This window comes from Xenorhabdus sp. Sc-CR9 (genome assembly GCF_963897815.1).
Taxonomy (GTDB): Bacteria; Pseudomonadota; Gammaproteobacteria; order Enterobacterales; family Enterobacteriaceae; genus Xenorhabdus.
In genome coordinates this window covers 26,370-43,948 of sequence record NZ_CAWQTY010000168.1, presented here as the reverse complement: position 1 = coordinate 43,948, position 17,579 = coordinate 26,370, and the positions used below count along the sequence as shown (strand labels likewise).

The window sequence follows — 17,579 nt, the reverse complement described above, 5'->3', positions numbered from 1 at the left end:
GGGAAGTGGATGGTATGATAAGCATGACTCGATCCTTTTTTCTGTGATTTTGCGTTTTGGGAACAAAAATTTCGCAAATTTAGGATCGAGTTTCTTTGATACTCCTACCATTTTGACAAGCTATTTAGTGTAGAGGTTATATTAGGAAATAGAATGGATGTGGTTATTGTGGTTAAAATAACAGCGATTGATAGTTTCTTTGCTAATAGAATTTTACTTCTGTTTTCACTACTTGATGGAGTGTTTTTTATATCATTAAAATATACCATTGCTGGAAGAAATGATGATAGTGCAAATGCAATCATGAAAGCCAATGCTATTAGCAATGATATTGTTTTCTCTCCTGTACTATTCTTTAACAGCAAACTAACAGGAAGCGATATTGATAATGTAGCGAATACTATTGTGAATGTAGCTACTAGTACTTGGCCTACCTTTCTAAACTTATCAAAAATACTATTATTTTCAAAATTCCCCTTAAATAATGAAGTTGATATAAAAATCAACAAAGATAATGTTGCTATTATAGCGATGACCTGTAATACAGAAGGAGGTGAAATTATTTTTTTAATAAAAGGAACATGAGGAAGGAATACTAATGTTAAGAATAAAGTTGAACACCCCCAACCTAGCCAAGGCATAGATATTGGATTTTTAATTACATCAGGAAATATGGAATAGTGAGAAATAAGTATGGAGCTAGGTAGAATGAGGATTATAACTATAGCAGTAGAGAGAATTACCGCAGATATTAATAAAGAAATCAATCCTATATTAATTGAAAAAGAGTCCATTAGTAAATCTAACCTACCAATATTATTTAAGTAACTCCATACCATTATGCCGGACAAAATCGTTAGATAAGGTATTAATTTAACCATTTTCTTACTGATTTTTTGGTAAATTTCTTTCAACTCGTCTGTTGCTTGACTCGTCATAATACACCTCATTAAATATTGGATTATTAATAACCAAGAACCGTCTTGCAGATAATAAAGATACAGTTATAAAGTATCTTATTGTCCGATTTAGTCGCACTTTTATACAGAATACTGTCAAATAAACTAGAGACTAATCCCAAAAATGTGTGCAATATCTAACCTTTTGAATATTTGATTTCATTAATACCTATACTGCACAGGTATTAAAAAATCAATCGGTTATCTAAATTCCATCAAAGTTATTCAATCGCTGCCGCTGTTCCTCACTCAAGCTAAACGCAAACTCTTCATGCTCAAGCTGCCATGTACCAAAACTCATCAGAAACGCAATCGGGAGTCTATCTTGTTTACCGATTTCTTCTTGTTTGGTTTGATATTAGTGTTAGCATCCGTCTCCATTACGATATTGGATATCGCCCACGCAAGCACCGGATCGCCGTTAAAAAGAATAATCTTACGGTTAACGAATACGTCGGCAGATTCGGCGACGGGGCTAAAGCGCATATAGGTTTGCGGGAAGGGTTCAATGCCCAGACCCGAACCCTGTAATTATGTTCTTAGATGCGGGGTGTTCAATGTGTCGAAACCCGCCAGCTTGATATCAAAGTACTGATTGTCTCTGAGCATATTATCATCAATACGGTCATAACCATGTAATCACCTTATATGGTGCGTATCCAGCCCACTTGTGCCCCCTGGCGACAGATGGCCGATTCTTATTGGCGGGGTTTTGTAACTGCGCTTCGGGCAGGTAATGACAAGTCAATAATAGCAGTTTATTGTCCACGGGGAAGGTGTAACAGATACTGGTAATACCGCTCGTTGAAGACAATTCCAGTCCGGAGTTTTCCATTTTCAATATCAAAAGCGTACTACTCCCATGCGTTCATGCAACAAGGGGACGACAAATTCGTAAGGAGCGAATTTGCCCAACCAAAGGGGCTGGCCTCTGGTGAAAGTCAGGAGCCTCTCATTAATCCCAAGAAGCATAGCTGACCATATGTTTATATGAGTAAACGAGGCAACAAAACTACAACTTGAAAGAGAGGGGTATAAATGTCCTTTTCCACAAAATAGCGCCTTATTAGATAAAATTCGAGTTCAATTACCGCTTTATTACATAAATACTTTTCGTAGTCTGCAATTCCACTCAAAAGCCGACCCTAACGGGGATAGCGTTTTTGGAAACTCGGTAACGATAGTCAGTATTTTTCCCTTCTAATTGAGACATAGTGTAAAAACTCTATTCAATACGATGATTTCTATGGATGAATTATCAAAGAAAAAACATTCAGCTTGATGCAAAACACTCCCATCATACAATCATAACTATCGTATTGGTTTTATTTAAAAAAATAAAACCAATACCCTATATCAGGCAGTGAAAACCCCTTTGTTTTAGTAAACCTCAAAAGTGCGAGTAGAATCAAATTACTGGCTAATTAAAAGCCTATTAAGTGGAAAAAATAATAATAAATGATATTTATGATGAAAAGTTAGTAATTTACCGCTAATAATTCGCCAAAATATTAAAATCTACTTATATAAGAAAAATCAATGAAATTTTTTTAAAAAACAAAACATTTTATATCAAACTGTCTAGTTTAGATTTATAATCCGAATGATAATTACGAGATAGAATTTAATTTTAGATATGTAACTCTTTAAGGATATTAATTCTGGTTAGACCTGTGTAACCTGATTGGTATCAAGTAACAACTTTTAAACATCAATACTATTTCAATGTAATAAAATATGTGAATAACAAAAAAAATTCATATATTATAAGTGCTTAAATAGAATGGTTTGTAGTATGTAATGAAATTTGACTTAGGTTATATTATGTAGGATTATGTTTACAGTTTGATATATTTTGTCCAGTTTATAACCCCAAAAAAGATAGCAATAAGAATAGAAGATGCAAATTAATAAAGGATTAGATATAAATTTACTGTAATTTGCATATTTATCTTATTTAAATTAATTTTAATCATTAAAAATCAACAAATTAAAATAATTAAATTATATACAAATCCCATGGGATAAAAATTAGGAGCATATTGGTTATCTCTTATGTAAGGGGAACAAAAATGTTGTGTATTCTGCAACAGGAAATCAGCCAGAAGACGCAGCAGAGACAACGACAAAACAGAGAAACGTGACTCGTATCATGGAAGAACACACCTTACCTCGGTGAGGGGATGTTTTTTACAACACGTTAATAAAAAAGGTCATGTCATTAAAAAAACAAGACGCATGTCAGAAAACGAAGCGGCGAATCAGGTGGTAACAATAGGCATACCATGAACGGTAGTGAACCCGTCAAGGCAGGCTCTATTTTACAAATAACTAGCGGGGTGAAAATCTAACTATTTTCAAGCCCCGGATTATCCTCCTTGATAACGCCATAACTTACTGATTAAAAATAAAGGATAAGATATGGAAGACGCAAACCTATTAGTCGGAGAACGTATTCAGACCAAAAGGAAAGAGTTGGGTATCACGGCAACAGCATTAGCAAAGCAAATTGGTATTAGTCAGCAACAGCTTTCACGTTATGAAAGGGGAACGAACCGAATTAACATAGTTCATCTTGTTGATATTGCAGCAATATTGGATACCCCGATTAGTTGGTTTTTTGATTTTTGTAGCAAGAGTGGCAAACAGGACAGTACTGTCAATAAACTCACGGATCAATACATTCCCATTGCAGAGACAATTATAGGAAAAAATGGCCGCTAAATGGCTCAAGATCAATTTGTCAGAAGCCTGTTATGAGGCTGATTTAATTCTAAATTTTTCAGGCTTCTGACTCTTGTCAGTTAATATTGCTGCATAGCGCATTTTATTATCGGGAGTGATCTACCGCCTCAACTACATCCAGAACAAATTGCTTGATGATCAGCTGTTCTTCCACTGAGTAATTTTCCAGTATTTGCAGCCATTTTGCTTCCGCCTGTTGGTGTAATTTTTCATGGGCAACAAATACTTTCTTACCTTCAATAGTTAAACTGAAATAGCTCTCTTTCTGGTTATCCACCATTTTCAGTTTCTCAAGAATTACACGTTGAATAAGTTTTGCACAAATTTTCGAGATAGCACCTTTGGTCATTTTCATCGCTTGGCTGATAGCCGTGATGTTTAATAACCCCGACTCTCCAATGCACTGAATAACATGCAATTCAGATAGTGAATAATCACTGATTCCATATTCCCGGAGTTTCTCTTTATCATGCCCTTGCTTCACATCATTTCTTAAATGTATCAAGTGGTGAATGGCGGCAAGGATTTCACGTTGACAAGCAGTGCTGTTAATCATTACTACTATTCCCAAAGAACGATTTTTCCAAAGAACTCTTTTCCCAAAGAGCACACTTTCTAAAGAAACGATTTTCGACATCATAGCAAAGAAGACGAAAAAAGATCTTTACAAAATCTACCAATTTATTAATCTCCATATTGTTTCCTTGGAAACAATATGGAGAAAAAGATGAATCAGCATCCTTCAATTCGCAATATAAAAATGGTTTTCTATCTGGTGTGTTTTAGTGCCCTATTAGGTTCTCTTGCACAGAATATCTATACTCCTTTGATACCCACCATCAAAGAGTTATTTGGCACATCCCTGCCTTTAGTTAATCTCACTGTGTCAGCATTCACATTTGTTTTAGCTGTTATGCAAATCGTGTACGGCCCACTCGCTGACAGTAAAGGGCGTAAAGCTGTTCTGCTCCCGGCCCTTGCGGTTTCTGTTATCGGCTCCATCGGTTGTGCTATGACTCACGATATCTATTGGCTGATTTTCTTTCGAGTAATACAGGCTCTCGGGATTGCCGCCATCCCTGTTATTGCTGCAACAATTATTGGTGATCTGTATAAAGGGCAGGATCGTGCAAAGGCCATTAGTTCCTATCAAATGTTACTTACACTTGCCCCAGCTTCTGGGCCATTACTTGGCGGCTACTTGGCTGAATTAAATGGATATGTTGCTATTTTCCAGTTTATCGCGGTGATTGGCGGGCTATTATTCATCGGTAACTTGCTTTGGTTGCCAGAAACTAATCCCAGACAACCCGAAAATGTTCAAAGGGGATCCTTTCATTTTCGTCTTATTTTGTCAGATCGTATTGCGCAATCCGTTTTTTTCGTTAGCTTTATGCTGTTCTATTGTTATTTTTGCTTTCTGACTTTTTTACCCATTATCCTAAATAGTGAATACCATTTCAGCCCTGCTGACATTGGTTGGATGTATATTCCGATGTCATTAGCTATGATTGCTGGCAGTTATAGCTATCGTCTAATCCATCATCGGCTTTCTCATATAAATGCATTGATTATCAGCAGTCTGCTGAATTTATCCATAATTTTCCTATTTTCCATGACATATCAATTTGGTATTCCTACGCTCATTATTGTCACGGCGTTGTACGGTTTCACTTTAGGTCTATCAACTCCTACGCACGCTACATTACTACTCGCAAAGTTTGTGAAAGAGCGCGCTACCGTGATTGGGCTTTATAATTTCATCAGATATATGGGCATGGCGACCGGCCCAATAGTGGGGAGTTTTTTGTTGTTCAATAATCACTATGAATGGATATTTTTAGTCGGGGCTGCGTTACTTGCCTTATCTATTACTTTTACCCGTATCATGACTCAGAGATAAAGCGTAAGGGCACCTAATACACAAATAGCGGATAAACCAAGTCAGTGCCAACATTGCCATCGTAATAAAATCTACCAAGACTACTTTGGTCTTTAATCTATTTATTTGGTTATCCCTGCTTTGCAATTGATTTTGTTGTGTTTTTTAACTATTTCATAACGTTAAACTCATTAAGAAATTTGTCGTTTTTGATAATATCAAAATGAATTGTCGCTTGTGTGAAGAGATTAAAAAAATAGCATATCATTCAATGGGAAATAGACCAAAGCACAGCAACATTACGTGCCGTTACCCGTAGATTCTCGGCACCATTGGCAAGGGCATCAGAAAGAGAACATGCCTCTGGTACAATGGAAAATACCGCATCCAGCCCATGTTGATGGACAACATCATAATCCCGGCTCATTCCTCCAACCAAAGCGATTGTAGGAATACCAAACTTTTTAGCAATACGGGCAACACCGATGGGCGTTTTTCCGTGTATGGTCTGGCTATCCATGCGGCCTTCTCCCGTGATGACCAAATCCGCTCCCTGAATGGCTTCTTCCAGCTTCGAGGTATCGATAACAATCTCAATACCTGAACGCAACCTCGCTTCCAAACATCCCAATAAAGAAGCGCCCATCCCTCCTGCCGCTCCCGCACCTGCTTCATCAATCACATTTTTGCCGGTCAGGGATTCAATCTTCATTCCATAATGGTGTAACGCAGAATCCAAAGCTTTAACCATTTCTGGCGTTGCTCCTTTTTGTGGACCAAACACCGCTGATGCGCCTAATTCTCCACACAGGGGGTTATTCACGTCACAAGCGACAATGAGTTCAAGTTGTTTGAGGCGGGGATCAAGCCCTGTTAAATCTATACTCTCCAATCGAGTTAAGGCTGCCCCACCAAATGGCAGTATACGACAGTCCCCATCCATTAAATTTGCGCCAAGTGCCTGCATCATTCCCGCGCCACCATCGTTGGTCGCACTGCCGCCAATACCTAAAATCAGTTTCTGCACGCCGTGTTCCAGCGCAGACAGAATGAGTTCCCCCGTGCCATAGCTTGTCGTTATAAGAGGATTGCGTTGTTCTATTGGCACCAAATGCAGGCCTGAAGCAGCAGCCATTTCAATCACTGCGGTTTTCCTGTCTCCCAGTAAACCAAAAAATGCTTCAACGGGCTGCCCCAGGGGATCAGTGACTGTACATAAGATACGTTTTCCCCCTGTCGCAGCGACTAGTGAGTCCACCGTGCCTTCTCCGCCATCCGCCATAGGCAACTTGATATAATCCGCTTGCGGGAAAATTTGCCGGAATCCCTGCTCGATCGCCAGTGACACCTGTAAGGCACTCAGACTTTCCTTAAATGAATCAGGCGCTATCACAATTTTCATCACAAATTTTCTCTATTCTCTATTTCCCCGGTACTTTGACGTATATTCCCTGATAGCTCTTGCCAGCAAGAAAACTAATACCTCAAAGAGTAAGGTTGAGACGAAGGCGATGGTAAAATCCACCAATGTTTCGTTGGCAACCGGACGCAATGCCAGCAGCAAAATTGTAATAACCAGAGCGAAAATAGCTGCCATAAAATAAAAAAAGCGATAAAAAATTATCGCTTTTAATCATTAAGAGTATGGGTGCTTACGCTTCAATAGCCAATCGCAATTTCTTCATTGCATTTTTTTCCAGCTGTCGAACACGCTCAGCAGACACACCATATTTATCTGCTAATTCCTGCAAGGTGGTTTTGTTGTCATCATCCAGCCAACGAGCACGAATGATGTCTTGGCTACGTTCATCCAGTCCTTCCATTGCTACAGAAAGTTTATCCGCAGCATGGTTTTCCCAGTTATCTTCTTCAATGCCATCGGCAAAGTCAGAAGCCTTATCTTGCAAATACAGCACTGGTGCTACAGGTTGGCTATCATTGTCATCATCAGAAGACATATCAAATGCCATATCCTGCGCTGACATACGGGATTCCATTTCTCGGACATCTTTGCTGGTTACGCCCAATTCTTTGGCCACCAGCTCGACTTCATCCCGATTGAACCATCCCAAACGTTGTTTAGCCTTGCGCAAATTAAAGAACAGCTTGCGCTGAGCTTTTGTCGTTGCAACTTTCACAATACGCCAATTACGCAATACATATTCATGGATTTCTGCCTTAATCCAGTGAACAGCAAAAGAAACTAGGCGCACGCCCACTTCTGGATTAAATCGGCGAACAGCTTTCATCAGGCCAATATTACCTTCCTGAATTAAATCCGCCTGTGGCAGACCATAACCGGCATAACTGCGAGCAACATGAACAACGAAGCGCAGGTGAGAAAGAATCAGCTTTTTCGCTGCATCCAGATCTCCCTGGTAATGCAGTCTTTCTGCCAGTTCCTTCTCTTCCTCTGCGGTGAGCATAGGATAAGCATTGGAAGCACGTATGTACCCTTCCAAACTACCTTGTGGAACTAATGCCAAAGTTTGCATTTCTTTTGTCATTCAAATTCTCTCAAAATCAGATCCAAATTGATGGCCTTTCAAATTTGTCTGAATCAACCCATAAGGTTTATTCAAGCACAAAGATACGTCTATTTTACCATCATAGAGATCATATTCAAATCGTCAAATTTGTGTAGGTATCGATACAAAATTGTCACTGTCATTTGGACAGCGATTAAGCCGAAAAGTTCACCTGAAAACCAACAAATATTCTTATTCCGGCCTAAAACGACGTAAGTGCTGAATTGTTGCAAACCATGCAGCAATCCAACCTATCATTCCTGAAACAAGGACTAACAATAGTGCTTCATCCCATCCCAATCCATACAATTTAAAACTCGTCCCAAACACTCCCGCCACTTCCATGACAACATTGGAAAGTTTCCACACTAATAAGGATGAAAGGATCAGGGAAAAAATAGCTCCCATAATCCCCAGCAAAGCACCGCCGTTGAGGAAAGGGCGCAGAATAAAGCCATCCGTCGCACCAATCAGTTTCATCACGTTAATTGTTTCACGACGGCTGAAAATACTCAGCCGAACACTATTACCAATAACCAAAAGCAGCGCAACCACCATCAAGATGCCGATTACGGCAGCAATCTGTCCAATCAGCGCAGTCAACGAGGTCAGGCGATCAAACCAACTGTCATCCATCTTGACTTCTTCAATGCCTTTAATCTGGGCAACCTGATCACGCAAAACCGTCAATACCTGCGGGTCTTGAAAATTCAGTTTGGGAGAGATAATGGCAACTGCCGGCAAAGGGTTTTCTTCCAACAGATCCAGCGCATTAGCAAATCCCGACCACGCACGGAATTCATTTACTGCTTCTTCACGGGAAAGATAATTCACCGATTTGACGCCATCCGTGCCTTTCAGCTGCTCAATAACTTTTTTTGCGCTATTGTCATTCAGGGACTTATCCAGATAGACTGTCAGTTGTGGGATAGGATACCACTGTACCACCGCCTGATTCACATTTTTCCAAACGATGTAAAATACGCTTGGTAAAGTCAACGAAATGGCAATCACCATGATAATCAACAATGTTGCCAACGGCTGGCGCAACATATCTGACAGAGTACTTTTCCACGCATAGCGCCACTGCACACGCCATCCACCTTTCAATGACCTGGACTTAGGTTTGGGGGGCTGCGTTTTTTTCGCTGCATGACGGACATGTTTAACCATGTTGCCCTCCTTGCATACGCCCCTGATTCAAAGTCAGGATACGGCAGTTTCTTCGTTCAATAAGGGTGGTGTCATGGGTAGCCATCAACACCGTCACGCCAACGCGGTTAAATTCTTCAAACAGGCGCATGATCCCCTCAGATAATTCACCATCCAGATTTCCTGTCGGCTCATCCGCCAGCAAAACAGTGGGTTTGTTCACAACAGCACGGGCAATACCAACTCGCTGCTGTTCACCCCCGGAAAGCTGGATGGGAAAATTTTTCGCTTTGTCCAGTAAGCCGACTTTATCCAGTGCCGCAGATACCCGCCGGCGAATATCCTCAGCACTTGCCCCTGATATAATCAGAGGCATGGCTACATTCTCGTATACTGTACGATCCAGCAGTAGATGATGATCCTGAAAAATCATACCGATCTGGCGACGCAAAAAAGGGAGTTCACGCGACTTCAATCGACTGATGTCATGACCAGCAAACCAAATATGGCCTGCGCTGGGACGTTCGATACCACAGATAAGTTTTAAAAGCGTACTTTTACCGGCCCCTGAATGACCGGTTAAAAATGCCATTTCCCCTGGAAGCAGGTGAAAATCCACCCCTTGAAGCGCTTGCCGGCCTCCCAGATAGGCTTTACTGACCTGTTCAAAGCGAATCATTTATAATTAATCCTCTCTGGCAAAAAGAGCCTCAATAAAATCGTCTGCCTTAAATGGACGGAGATCTTCAATACCTTCCCCTACACCAATGTAGCGGATTGGGATCTCAAATTGGTCGGCAATGGCGAAGATAACACCACCTTTCGCAGTCCCATCCAGTTTGGTCAGTGAAATACCCGTTAATCCCACCGCTTCATGGAATAGTTTAGCCTGACTTACTGCGTTCTGACCTGTGCTGGCATCCAGTGTCAGCATAATTTCATGTGGAGCCTCTTCGTCCAGTTTTTTCATCACACGAACGATTTTTTTCAGCTCTTCCATCAAGTGAGATTTGTTCTGCAAGCGCCCTGCGGTATCAGCGATCAAGATATCTACACCTTTGGCCTTGGCTGATTGGATGGCATCAAAAATCACTGAAGCAGGATCTGCTCCCGTATGCTGAGAAATAACAGGAATTTTGTTGCGCTCACCCCAAACCTGCAACTGCTCTACTGCCGCTGCACGGAAAGTATCCCCTGCTGCCAGCATGACGGACTTGCCCTGAGATTGGTATTGGCGCGCTAATTTACCAATGGTAGTTGTTTTGCCGACACCATTTACTCCCACCATCAGAATGACGTAAGGTGATTTACCTTCAATCTCCAAAGGCTTATCAACTTTCGTCAGAATGTCTGACATCTCTTCTTTCAGTTTAGAGTAAAGCGCTTCTGCATCTTTCAATTCTTTACGGCTGGCGTGAGCTGTCAGACTTGTGGTGATCTTGCGGGTGGTTTCGACACCCACATCCGCAATCAGTAGCTGTTCTTCCAACTCTTCAAACAAATCATCGTCAATTTTCTTGTCACGGAATAATCCTAAAAAACCGGAGCCAAAATTCTGGCGGGTTTTAACTAGACTGCGCTTCAAACGAGCAAAGAAGCTTTCTTTGGTTGGGCGTTCCTGTTCTTTAGGTAATGCAGTTTGCTCCTCGGCCTGACGGGCGGCTTCTTCCGCTAAACGCTGCTGTTCGGCTTCTTCGGCTGCCCGGCGGACAGCTTCTTCCGTTAAACGTTGCTGTTCGGCTTCTTCGGCTGCCCGGCGGGCAGTTTCTTCCGTTAAACGTTGCTGTTCGGCTTCTTCGGCTGCCCGGCGGGCAGTTTCTTCCGTTAAACGTTGCTGTTCGGCTTCTTCCGCAGCTAATCGTTCTTGTTCAGCTTGTTCTTCTTCTTGTTTCTTCTCTTGACGACCAAGTCCAAACCAAGAGAAGAAACCTTTTTTTTTCTCTTTTGCCATCGGCCACTACACTCCTCGCGGTTAATTATGGCGTTATCAATAAATATGCCCACTGAGATAGGTTCTAACGGTGATAAAATTCAGTCTAACATTTTCATCACACCACAACACATATCTATCACGGATTTCGTGGTAAATTAATCAATCGGTTTCTTCATTTTCATTCACTCTTTGTCTCCGCCAAATATTATTTAATCGCGTTGGATGACAAATATTTAAATTATGTAAATTATGGCTAAAAAACCACAACGTGCGTCATTGGGACAAATCCGTATTATTGGCGGTAAATGGCGCGGGAGAAAATTGCCGGTTCCTGATAGTGACGGTCTACGTCCAACGACTGATCGAGTCCGTGAAACGCTCTTTAACTGGCTTATGCCTATTATTCAGGAAGCTCGTTGTCTCGATTGTTTTTCAGGCAGCGGAGCACTCGGATTCGAGGCTTTGTCTCGTTACGCAAAACACGCAACTTTAATTGAATATGATCGCCATGTGGCCACACAACTATCGTCTAATTTAGCCTTGCTGAATGCTGAAAATGCCGAAGTTGTGCAAGATAATGCTCTACAATATCTTAGTAAGGCAGGAGCACCATTTGATGTGGTTTTTCTTGATCCCCCATTTCGTAAGGGAATGCTTACTGAGACAATCCGTTTATTGGAAAGTAATGGCTGGCTGGCGGCAGAAAGCTGGATTTATGTTGAGGCAGAATCTGAATCTGCTGCGACAGAAGTTCCCGCGACCTGGCAACTGCACAAGGAAAAAATCTCTGGGCAAGTTGCTTACCGATTGTATATTCGCCACCACCAATCTGGTGTCTGACCCGATTAAACACTACTTTGGAGTCAATGATGTTTATTCAATTAGGAAGAGTTCTCATGGTTTTTGTTTGGGGGATCATGATCTTCAATTTATTTCACCCGTTCCCTAAGCCATTGAGATATTTTATGGATATCGCCATGATATTCACAGCAGTAATGCATTCTTTTCAGTTATTACTGCTAAAGCATTCTCAGCCTAAAGAGCAAAAACTGTCTACTATTCTTCAAACCAAAATTTTCTTTTTCGGTGTTTTTGAATTATTGGCTTGGCAGAAAAAGCAGCAGCGAGAAAAAAAATAACCCCCACCAGTGGTTTATTTTTAACCTTCTATTGGAAACAATAACAAAGAACGTCAATCAGTAGTTCTATAATTACTCATTGACGTTCTTTGCTTTTGATAATAAAACGTTATCTATTCGTTAATAGCGAATTAATATTGAAAATCGGTATACTCTCCACACCAATCCCATCATAAATAGTAACTGCCTGATAAAACGGGTATTGAAAATTAAGGAAAGGAAAAATATGAGTTGGCCATTTCTTGCTGTGTTTTTCTCTGGATGGTTATATATTGATGCTGCCTATCGTGGCACCAACTGGCAGCAATGGGTTTTCCGTCCTGTCACGATGCTGCTTTTGTTATTGTGGGCATGTCAGGCTCCTAATCTTGAAGCTTCAGGTTATCTCATTATTGCAGGTCTTCTCACAGCTTTGCTTTCTGATGCGATCCGAATGCTCCCAAGTAAATATCTACTGTTCTCATTTATCACGCTGTTCCTGAGTTACTTGTTATATACCATCAGCTTTGCCTTACACATGGGCTTCAGTTTCTTCTTCCCGCTTCCACTCATCTTACTGGCTGTTGGCATCGCAGTTATTCTCGTTGTCTGGACCCGCCTTGATAATATGCGCTGGCGGATAATAGATAGCTTTATTATGGCACTATTGATGGTTTGGGTCGCCGGAGAACAATATTTTGCACTCGGCAATGAAAACCGCTTTTCTATTATGGCGGGGGCAGGCCTGTTACTCCTTGCGCATTGCATCAATATTATTGATCGATATCGTTTCCCCTTTAATTTATCAAAAGCGATTGTGGCTGCCTGTGGTTTTATAGGGCACTTTTTGATTATTCGTTCGCTGTTCTTGTAATTTTTTCATCTCATTACGTAAAATCTTAAGGAGCAAACGGCACCAAGAGGAAGGACGTTGATAATGAAATTCCATCATGAAATCGCACAAATTATCAAAAAAATTCCTCTTATCGGGTTTGACTCTAGAGTGAACTCTAGAGTGTAGAGTTAATCTCAACTAGTCAGAATTCACTCTATTTGAGAGGTCGCCTATGTCCCCCACAACCCGAAAACATAAGCAATCAGAACACAATTCTTTGCCTTCTCAGAAAGAAGAAGAGCATCACCACACCCATGATGGTGCGCATTGTTCACACGATCATGCTCATGCCATACAGGATACGACTCCACTCGAATTAACAGCCAATCAACGCTTTAACTGGATTATCCAAGGTATGGATTGCCCGAGTTGCGCAGGAAAAATCGAGAATGCCGTAAACAAACTTCCGGAGGCTAAACAGGTCAAGGTACTGTTTACAACAGAAAAACTGGTGGTCGATTCTGATGTTGATATTCGTGCTGCCGTTGAACAAGCCGTAAAACAGGCCGGCTTTGAAATTAAGGCAACGGATGCAATATCCAAGCTACCTCCAGCCGCCAATCATTGGAAAACATTCTCTCCGATCCTGATCCTCACTGCCTTGATGCTCATCAGCTGGGGGATATCAACAGTCAATACCCCCGCAGGGCAAATTGCTTTCATCATTACCACGCTAATCGGGTTATATCCGGTTGCGATTAAAGCCGTCAAACTTATTCGTTCAGGTACACCTTTTGCCATTGAAACATTAATGAGTGTTGCTGCCATTGGTGCCTTGTTCATTGATGCCACCGCCGAAGCCGCAATGGTCATTTTACTGTTTAAATTAGGGGAGGTTCTGGAATCTTATGCTGCCGGGCGGGCTCGTCGCGGTGTCAGTACTTTGATGGCCTTAGTCCCCGATCAAGCCTTATTGGTTAAGGATGGCAATAAAAAAACCGTATCGGCTGCCGATCTGCGTCCCGGCGACATTATTGAGATTGCGCCTGGTGCCCGTTTACCCACCGATGCGGAATTACTCAGTCCATTTGCCAGTTTTGACGAAAGTGCCCTAACTGGTGAATCTATTCCCGTTGAACGGCATCAAGGAGAAAAAGTCGCTGCTGGCTGTCTTTCTGTCGATAGTGCCGTACAGATGAAGGTAGTCTCTGAACCAGGACACAACGCAATTGATCGTATTCTCCAATTGATTGAAGAGGCAGAAGAACGTCGTGCACCTATCGAACGCTTTATCGACCGATTCAGCCGTATCTATACTCCACTGATTATCTTATTCTCAGCATTAGTCGTGCTAATTCCGCCTCTGTTCTTTGCCGGATCGTGGGAAACGTGGATCTACCGTGGTCTGACTCTGCTACTGATTGGCTGTCCTTGTGCTTTGGTTATCTCTACTCCCGCAGCAATTACTTCCGCTCTGGCAGCGGCAACCCGCCGAGGTTCCCTCATCAAGGGTGGAGCAGCATTAGAGCAACTTGGGGCAATAACGACAATCGCACTGGATAAAACCGGCACACTGACCGAAGGTAAACCACAGGTTACTGAGATTGAGCCAGTAGCAAGCATCAATACGGAAAGCCTACTGGCGCTGGCTGGTGCCGTAGAAAGCGGTTCTCACCACCCATTGGCCAAAGCTATCCTTAACGCGGCTGAAAGCAAAGGAGTGACAATTATTGAGGCCGAACACCGCAAAGCGCTTGCAGGGATTGGAGTTGAAGGGCAATTGTCAGGGAAGAGAGTTTTGGTCACCGCTCCTGCACGATTACCCGAAAATACCTTGTCTTCTGAATGGAAACAAAGGGTCACCGAACTGGAAAGCAGTGGCAAAACTGCGGTTGCAGTCACGCAGGATGAGCAATTTATGGGCTTGATTGCCATGCAGGATACTCTGCGTCAGGGTGCCATAGATGCCATCCGAACCCTGAAAAAACAAGGTATAAACGCGGTTATGTTAACGGGTGACAACCCCAGGGCGGCGGCGGCCATCGCCAGTCAGTTAGAAATAAATTATCGTGCAGGGTTATTGCCGGAAGATAAAGTGAAAGCGGTTACTGAGTTGAACCAGAAACACCGTACTATGATGGTCGGAGATGGTATCAACGATGCCCCAGCCATGAAAGCGGCCAGTATCGGTGTCGCCATGGGCAGCGGTACTGACGTTGCTCTGGAAACTGCCGATGCCGCTCTGACACATAACCGTCTGACCGGATTACCTGAAATTATCGCTCTGTCCCGGACCACCCATTACAATATCCGCCAGAATATCACCATTGCGCTGGGTTTAAAGGCAATATTCCTTATCACGAGTCTATTGGGTATCACTGGGCTATGGATGGCAGTTCTGGCTGATTCCGGTGCTACCGCGCTGGTCACCGCCAACGCTGTCCGGCTGTTGAGAATAAAGTCGCAGAAGTGATAAATAGCAGGTGGAACTGCTGATAGAAAAAAGAACAAATCGAAAAGGTGCATACCTTGCACCTTTTCAAAATTACAATTACTAAAAATTGCTATTAAGGAAAAAGGAAATATGGCATTCAGTAAACTAATAAGTCGAAACTAACTGCCATATTTAAAGCATAGCATGCTTGCTTTTTTCTGCCAGAAAACCGCTTTGTATTTTCTCAATTATCCAATATTTTCGTTTTTTCTGAGCAGATACCGATAAGGTGTTTGCACTATTTCCTGCGCCACCAACGCATGATCCATAAAACGACAAAACCCTGGAATATCACGGGTTGTCGCCGGATCATCCGCGATGATCAATAACGTCTGACCCGCAGTCATATGGCGGACGGTCTTACGCACCATCATTACAGGCTCTGGGCAACGTAATCCTGACGTATCAAGCGTTTTGTCAGGATTGGCAAAAATATCTGACATAAAAATCTCTGTAAGTTCAAACAATCTATGGCGGTGGATTATATTACAAAATATCGTCAACTACCGTACTTTACTTTTGTTTCGCAAGACGAGTATGATTTATCTCCCTGATCTTTCAGGCACGTTTATTTTTTTGGGTTCCCTCACCCCATTCAGCAAAAAGGTACAATATGTTCCAATTGACCCCACAACAGCGGATCACTGCATTGATCTGGCTTTCGCTCTTCCACGTTTTGATCATTACTTCCAGTAATTATCTGGTGCAATTACCCATTTCCATTTTTGGTTTTCACACCACTTGGGGAGCATTTACATTTCCCTTTATCTTCTTGGCAACTGATCTGACTGTGCGGATTTATGGTGCGCCATTGGCTCGACGGATCATTATCTCCGTGATGCTTCCCGCATTACTGATCTCTTACCTGATTTCAGCGCTATTTTTTCAGGGAACATGGCAGGGATTCGAAGCATTGGGAACGTTCAACCTGTTTGTCGCCCGTATTGCAGCAGCCAGCTTTATGGCCTATGTCCTTGGACAGATATTGGATGTTAGTGTCTTCAACCGACTGCGCCAACAACACCGCTGGTGGATAGCGCCGGCTACCGCCATGTTTTTCGGTAATATGCTCGATACACTGGCCTTTTTCTTTATTGCCTTTTACCGCAGTACCGATGCGTTCATGGCAACACATTGGGTAGAAATTGCTTTGGTGGATTATGCGTTCAAGCTATTTATCTGTATGCTTTTTTTCCTGCCTGCTTACGGATTTATGTTGAATTTAATAATAAAATATTTTTTCTCTGGAACAGAAAAGAATATTCTGCCTCAAGCCTGATATAGCCATTCCCTCTCTAAATCGAGAGGGGGAAAAATTCCGATATTTCAAACGCACACTTCAAATCAGAATTCATATTACAGTCCATGTTTTGCTCTGTTTTGCTCTGCCTTACGATGCAAGACCTTAAAAGCATTCTGGATGAAATTTAGCCAATTATTATATTGACATTCTACCTGCCGTACTTCAGGATGCATTTATTATCTCTCCGCAACGAGACTATCCTATTAGCCACATTTCAGAGACTAAGAGCAGACAACGCGAGGGAATAATAGTCTGCTTTCATCTTACAAGCTGCAACTTAAAGTTTATAAAGTGTATATATGGTTATTTTCTTCCTCAATGATAAAAAAACCTATGGAATAGATTGCCACAATAATATTTATTGAGTCATCCCATGATATTTTAAATATATCGTTAAAAATATTTTTCCAATATACTCTCCATACTTCAAGATGCATTTATTATTTCTCCGTGGTGCGGAAAGTTAATAATCTGATTGCATCTCATGACCGGGAAATTGAAGTTTAGAGTATAATCTTAGATAGAGAATCTATACCTTTAGTCTTTCAAATTGTCTCTTTAATTATCTGGACCAATTCACTCAGGTCACGGTATGCGATTGATTTTATTTCCACTAATGGGCATTTTAAA

The 17,579-nt window shown here is 41.8% G+C and carries 16 protein-coding genes and 1 pseudogene; 8 read left to right on the top strand and 9 right to left on the bottom strand.

Features of this window, described 5'->3' with window-relative positions:
• Positions 1-153: 153 nt before the first annotated feature.
• Positions 154-585, top strand: a complete 432-nt coding sequence (locus tag AACQ81_RS09035; protein ID WP_237386997.1) for a hypothetical protein — start codon at positions 154-156, stop codon at positions 583-585.
• A 579-nt stretch (positions 586-1,164) separates the two neighbouring features.
• Here the strand turns inward: AACQ81_RS09035 and AACQ81_RS09030 are convergent.
• Positions 1,165-1,785, bottom strand: a pseudogene (locus tag AACQ81_RS09030) (terminase TerL endonuclease subunit); the annotation flags it as partial.
• 1,595 nt (positions 1,786-3,380) lie between these two features.
• Between AACQ81_RS09030 and AACQ81_RS09025 the strand changes: the two are divergent.
• Positions 3,381-3,683, top strand: a complete 303-nt coding sequence (locus tag AACQ81_RS09025; RefSeq protein WP_237386996.1) for a helix-turn-helix domain-containing protein — start codon at positions 3,381-3,383, stop codon at positions 3,681-3,683.
• A 106-nt stretch (positions 3,684-3,789) separates the two neighbouring features.
• Here AACQ81_RS09025 and AACQ81_RS09020 read toward each other — a convergent pair whose 3' ends face one another.
• Positions 3,790-4,260, bottom strand: a complete 471-nt coding sequence (locus tag AACQ81_RS09020) for a MarR family transcriptional regulator (RefSeq protein ID WP_237386995.1) — start codon at positions 4,258-4,260, stop codon at positions 3,790-3,792.
• Positions 4,261-4,431: 171 nt separating this feature from the next.
• Here AACQ81_RS09020 and AACQ81_RS09015 point away from each other — a divergent pair, with 171 nt between their 5' ends.
• Complete coding sequence (locus tag AACQ81_RS09015) at positions 4,432-5,607, top strand: MFS transporter (protein WP_237386994.1); 1,176 nt, start codon at positions 4,432-4,434, stop codon at positions 5,605-5,607.
• Positions 5,608-5,854: 247 nt separating this feature from the next.
• Here AACQ81_RS09015 and AACQ81_RS09010 read toward each other — a convergent pair whose 3' ends face one another.
• From AACQ81_RS09010 to ftsY, 6 genes are all read right to left on the bottom strand, one after another.
• Positions 5,855-6,988, bottom strand: a complete 1,134-nt coding sequence (locus AACQ81_RS09010) for a glycerate kinase (RefSeq protein ID WP_237386993.1) — start codon at positions 6,986-6,988, stop codon at positions 5,855-5,857.
• Positions 6,989-7,000: 12 nt separating this feature from the next.
• Positions 7,001-7,183 (bottom strand): hypothetical protein, encoded by a 183-nt coding sequence (locus AACQ81_RS09005; RefSeq protein WP_237386992.1) that lies wholly within the window; start codon positions 7,181-7,183, stop codon positions 7,001-7,003.
• Between the two features lie 55 nt (positions 7,184-7,238).
• Positions 7,239-8,093 (bottom strand): RNA polymerase sigma factor RpoH, encoded by an 855-nt coding sequence (rpoH, locus tag AACQ81_RS09000; RefSeq protein WP_237386991.1) that lies wholly within the window; start codon positions 8,091-8,093, stop codon positions 7,239-7,241.
• A gap of 213 nt (positions 8,094-8,306) precedes the next feature.
• Positions 8,307-9,287 carry a permease-like cell division protein FtsX gene (gene ftsX / locus AACQ81_RS08995; RefSeq protein ID WP_237386990.1) on the bottom strand — a complete coding sequence of 327 codons (981 nt, stop codon included), beginning with the start codon at positions 9,285-9,287 and terminating at the stop codon, positions 8,307-8,309.
• Entirely contained in the window at positions 9,280-9,945 is a 666-nt protein-coding gene (gene ftsE, locus AACQ81_RS08990; protein ID WP_237386989.1) for a cell division ATP-binding protein FtsE, read from the bottom strand. The genes ftsX and ftsE overlap by 8 nt, the downstream gene beginning before the upstream one ends.
• Positions 9,946-9,951: 6 nt before the next feature.
• Positions 9,952-11,217 carry a signal recognition particle-docking protein FtsY gene (gene ftsY, locus AACQ81_RS08985; protein ID WP_237386988.1) on the bottom strand — a complete coding sequence of 422 codons (1,266 nt, stop codon included), beginning with the start codon at positions 11,215-11,217 and terminating at the stop codon, positions 9,952-9,954.
• 231 nt (positions 11,218-11,448) lie between these two features.
• Here ftsY and rsmD point away from each other — a divergent pair, with 231 nt between their 5' ends.
• From rsmD to AACQ81_RS08965, 4 genes are all read left to right on the top strand, one after another.
• Positions 11,449-12,039, top strand: a complete 591-nt coding sequence (gene rsmD, locus AACQ81_RS08980; RefSeq protein WP_237386987.1) for a 16S rRNA (guanine(966)-N(2))-methyltransferase — start codon at positions 11,449-11,451, stop codon at positions 12,037-12,039.
• Positions 12,040-12,068: 29 nt separating this feature from the next.
• Complete coding sequence (locus AACQ81_RS08975; protein WP_092548321.1) at positions 12,069-12,338, top strand: DUF1145 family protein; 270 nt, start codon at positions 12,069-12,071, stop codon at positions 12,336-12,338.
• 226 nt (positions 12,339-12,564) lie between these two features.
• The gene (locus tag AACQ81_RS08970) at positions 12,565-13,191 is read left to right on the top strand and encodes a lysoplasmalogenase (RefSeq protein WP_237386986.1); all 627 of its coding nucleotides are present in this window, start codon (positions 12,565-12,567) and stop codon (positions 13,189-13,191) included.
• A 193-nt stretch (positions 13,192-13,384) separates the two neighbouring features.
• A complete protein-coding gene (locus AACQ81_RS08965; RefSeq protein ID WP_237386985.1) occupies positions 13,385-15,625 on the top strand; it encodes a zinc/cadmium/mercury/lead-transporting ATPase in 2,241 nt (746 codons plus the stop codon).
• A gap of 209 nt (positions 15,626-15,834) precedes the next feature.
• Here the strand turns inward: AACQ81_RS08965 and tusA are convergent, their stop codons facing one another.
• Positions 15,835-16,089, bottom strand: coding sequence for a sulfurtransferase TusA (gene tusA / locus AACQ81_RS08960; RefSeq protein ID WP_237386984.1), 255 nt, complete (start codon positions 16,087-16,089; stop codon positions 15,835-15,837).
• A 170-nt stretch (positions 16,090-16,259) separates the two neighbouring features.
• On the opposite strand from tusA, the gene AACQ81_RS08955 reads away from it, so the two are divergent.
• Positions 16,260-16,925, top strand: coding sequence for a 7-cyano-7-deazaguanine/7-aminomethyl-7-deazaguanine transporter (locus AACQ81_RS08955; protein WP_237386983.1), 666 nt, complete (start codon positions 16,260-16,262; stop codon positions 16,923-16,925).
• Positions 16,926-17,579 lie beyond the last annotated feature (654 nt).

What these genes read in the sequence shown, in the direction of transcription:
- AACQ81_RS08955 (WP_237386983.1), top strand. Translation starts at nt 16,260, where the DNA reads ATGTTCCAATTGACCCCACAACAGCGGATCACTGCATTGATCTGGCTT.
- AACQ81_RS08965 (WP_237386985.1), top strand. Translation starts at nt 13,385, where the DNA reads ATGTCCCCCACAACCCGAAAACATAAGCAATCAGAACACAATTCTTTG.
- AACQ81_RS09025 (WP_237386996.1), top strand. Translation starts at nt 3,381, where the DNA reads ATGGAAGACGCAAACCTATTAGTCGGAGAACGTATTCAGACCAAAAGG.
- AACQ81_RS09035 (WP_237386997.1), top strand. Translation starts at nt 154, where the DNA reads ATGGATGTGGTTATTGTGGTTAAAATAACAGCGATTGATAGTTTCTTT.
- AACQ81_RS09020 (WP_237386995.1), bottom strand. Translation starts at nt 4,260, where the DNA reads ATGATTAACAGCACTGCTTGTCAACGTGAAATCCTTGCCGCCATTCAC.
- rsmD (WP_237386987.1), top strand. Translation starts at nt 11,449, where the DNA reads ATGGCTAAAAAACCACAACGTGCGTCATTGGGACAAATCCGTATTATT.
- AACQ81_RS09005 (WP_237386992.1), bottom strand. Translation starts at nt 7,183, where the DNA reads ATGGCAGCTATTTTCGCTCTGGTTATTACAATTTTGCTGCTGGCATTG.
- AACQ81_RS08970 (WP_237386986.1), top strand. Translation starts at nt 12,565, where the DNA reads ATGAGTTGGCCATTTCTTGCTGTGTTTTTCTCTGGATGGTTATATATT.
- AACQ81_RS09010 (WP_237386993.1), bottom strand. Translation starts at nt 6,988, where the DNA reads ATGAAAATTGTGATAGCGCCTGATTCATTTAAGGAAAGTCTGAGTGCC.
- AACQ81_RS08975 (WP_092548321.1), top strand. Translation starts at nt 12,069, where the DNA reads ATGTTTATTCAATTAGGAAGAGTTCTCATGGTTTTTGTTTGGGGGATC.
- AACQ81_RS09015 (WP_237386994.1), top strand. Translation starts at nt 4,432, where the DNA reads ATGAATCAGCATCCTTCAATTCGCAATATAAAAATGGTTTTCTATCTG.
- ftsX (WP_237386990.1), bottom strand. Translation starts at nt 9,287, where the DNA reads ATGGTTAAACATGTCCGTCATGCAGCGAAAAAAACGCAGCCCCCCAAA.
- ftsE (WP_237386989.1), bottom strand. Translation starts at nt 9,945, where the DNA reads ATGATTCGCTTTGAACAGGTCAGTAAAGCCTATCTGGGAGGCCGGCAA.
- rpoH (WP_237386991.1), bottom strand. Translation starts at nt 8,093, where the DNA reads ATGACAAAAGAAATGCAAACTTTGGCATTAGTTCCACAAGGTAGTTTG.
- tusA (WP_237386984.1), bottom strand. Translation starts at nt 16,089, where the DNA reads ATGTCAGATATTTTTGCCAATCCTGACAAAACGCTTGATACGTCAGGA.
- ftsY (WP_237386988.1), bottom strand. Translation starts at nt 11,217, where the DNA reads ATGGCAAAAGAGAAAAAAAAAGGTTTCTTCTCTTGGTTTGGACTTGGT.